The organism is Mycobacterium sp. TH-M15 (assembly GCF_057473705.1).
Map to the genome: position 1 here is coordinate 1 of NZ_JBYCLB010000188.1, position 2,353 is coordinate 2,353.

Consider the following 2,353-nt stretch of genomic DNA (forward strand, 5'->3'; position numbering starts at 1 on the left):
GCGGCCAACACGCTGCGGCTGTCAACCCAGATCCCGCGCCGCGCCACCTATGCGATCCCCGCGCGACCGCCGGCCGACGACGAACTAGTGGGTTTCGCCGACCGATCGGCTCGCCGTGGCCGCGCCGAAGCCGCGCTGAACCCCACCGAGGTGGCGGCCCTGGAGGTGCTCGACGGCTGGGACCGGGTCATCGAGACCGGACCTGCGCAGGCCATCGGGCGGCTGCGCGAACTGATCGGGTCGGGCAGCATCGACGCCGGACGGCTTGCCGAGGCCGGCAGCACCGAACCCGCCTCGGCGCGGGCGCGGCTGGCCTACCTGCTGCGCCGCGCAGGACGGGCGGACCTGGCCCAAACGGTGCCGGCCGCCGACCCGCGCACCGAAGCACGGGCACTGTCCGGGCTGGTCGCCGCCTGACCGTGGCACTGTGGCGTGACGAGGACCGTGACGTCTTCACCGCGACGATCGCTGTCGCCGCGGAGCGCCTCGGAGTCCAGCCGCTGGCCGTGGAGAAGGACTACTGGGTCTGCGAGGTGCTGCGCACGGTCGTGGCCGCCCATCCCGGCGAGGTCGTGTTCAAGGGCGGCACCAGCCTGGAGAAGCTGCGCATCATCGAACGGTTCTCCGAGGACCTCGACCTGCTGGTGGTCGCGGAGTATCCAACGAAGCGGGACGGCAAGCGGGCGATCAAGGCAATGCTGAACACCGCGGCGTCGACGACCGGCGGACAGTGCACCGGCCGGCAGTCCGGCGGCGATCTCGGCACCTTGCACAGCCAGGCACACCTCGAGCTGCCTCTCGACCACCGCGACGGCGCCGACGGTCTTGCCGACCCCACGTCGGTGCTCATCGAGCTTGGCCAGACCGGCGGTCCGAAACCGGCACTGGACGCGACCGTCGAATCACTGCTGTCGCGGGAGCTTGCCGGGGCGGTCGACGGCGACTGGGACGACCTGTCGCCGTTCGCGGTGACGATTCTGCATCCGGGCCGCACGCTGATCGAGAAGCTGTTACGGGTCAACAACTTCGTCGTCGACCCGGACCGGCGCGACAATCCGCACGGGCAGCCGCGGATCGGACGGCAGTTCTACGACATCTGGGCGCTGCTGGGTCACGACATAGTCCTCGACCTGCTCGCCGACGCCGCCGCGGTCAACGAGATCCTGCGCAGCGTCTTCGAGGTATCCGAACACTTCACACGCGACCATCCCGTTCCTGCAGGAGGATTCGCGGCCTCGGCGGCGTTCGAACCCAACGGCGAATTCACCGCCGGGCTGCGCAGGGAACACGACACGGCAATGGCGACGCTCTACTACGGCACCACCCCACCAGCATTCGACGACGTAATCGAGCGGGTGCACGCCTGCGCCGAGCTGCTGAACCCGGGAAGCTGACGGCTACGGCGGCCAGGTAACCGGCCCCGACAAGCGCCTCTACGGCGGATCGACGCCGTTCGCCGGCGCCCGCAACCCCGTCGCCTCCAGGTAGGCCCCCGGGGTCTTCTGCCGGATCTCGAAGCCGTGCCGGCAGTACCAGCCGGCCAGACGCGCGGCGGAAGCCTCGGTGCGGTCCCCGGGCATGATCCAGAGTTTGATCGCCAGGCCGTAGCGGTCGGCGGTGCGGCACAGGTGCTGCAGCGCGGCGGTTCCGAGCCCGGGGGAGCAGGTCGGTTCGAGGTCGGTGCCTTCGACGACGACGATGATGTCGTGCAACTCCAGGGTGTCGCGCGCAGCCAGCGACACGGTGAAGGTGCGCTGCGTGTAGCGCACCCCGCAGGCGTAGTGCCGCTGATTCATGAAGGAGAAGTAGCGCCGCGCAAACGACTCATCCCCGCGCTCGGCACGGGCCCGTATCACGGCGTCCACGTCGACGTCGGGGATCGGCCGCGCCCAGCCGGGCAGATGGTGCAGCAGGCGCCGCGCCCGTTCGTCGTCGGGTTCCAGGTCCAGGCACCCCGCCAGCGCCAGGGTCAACTCCCGCTCCAGGGCGCGGTCCCCGGCGTGCGACGTCAGCCGGGCCTGCAACAGCAGGCCCTGGATCTCCGACAGCCGTTCGCGCAGCTCAGCGCCGACGTCGCGGTGCGGATCCAGGAAGTAGTCCAGTGTTGATTCGGTGTTGTCGCTGAGCAGGCCCCATTCGCCGGGGATCGAACCGGCGCCGGTGCGGGCGAGCTGGTCATAGCGGTGACTGAGCTCTCGGCGCGCCTCGTCGAGAGTCGCGGCGGCACGGTCGTATTCACGCCGGTTCCACCACGAGCACCGCTGCGGCATCGCGTTCTCGGCGATGCGCAGCTTTTCCCGGGCGGCGTCGAACGCAGCGATCACCTCCCCGGCCGCCTCGCCGGGACGGGCGC

2 protein-coding genes and 1 pseudogene are annotated in these 2,353 nt (G+C 70.4%); 2 read left to right on the plus strand and 1 reads right to left on the minus strand.

The window, feature by feature from the left end; all coding sequences use genetic code 11:
* Together AC2VNT_RS04470 and AC2VNT_RS04475 are read left to right on the plus strand one after the other, a co-directional pair.
* Positions 1–417, plus strand: a pseudogene (locus tag AC2VNT_RS04470) (hypothetical protein); the annotation flags it as partial.
* A gap of 2 nt (positions 418–419) precedes the next feature.
* Positions 420–1,394 carry a nucleotidyl transferase AbiEii/AbiGii toxin family protein gene (locus AC2VNT_RS04475; RefSeq protein ID WP_486945705.1) on the plus strand — a complete coding sequence of 325 codons (975 nt, stop codon included), beginning with the start codon at positions 420–422 and terminating at the stop codon, positions 1,392–1,394.
* A gap of 39 nt (positions 1,395–1,433) precedes the next feature.
* On the opposite strand, the gene AC2VNT_RS04480 is transcribed toward AC2VNT_RS04475, so the two are convergent.
* Positions 1,434–2,353: hypothetical protein (locus AC2VNT_RS04480; RefSeq protein ID WP_486945706.1), on the minus strand; the 920-nt coding region annotated here is incomplete at its 5' end.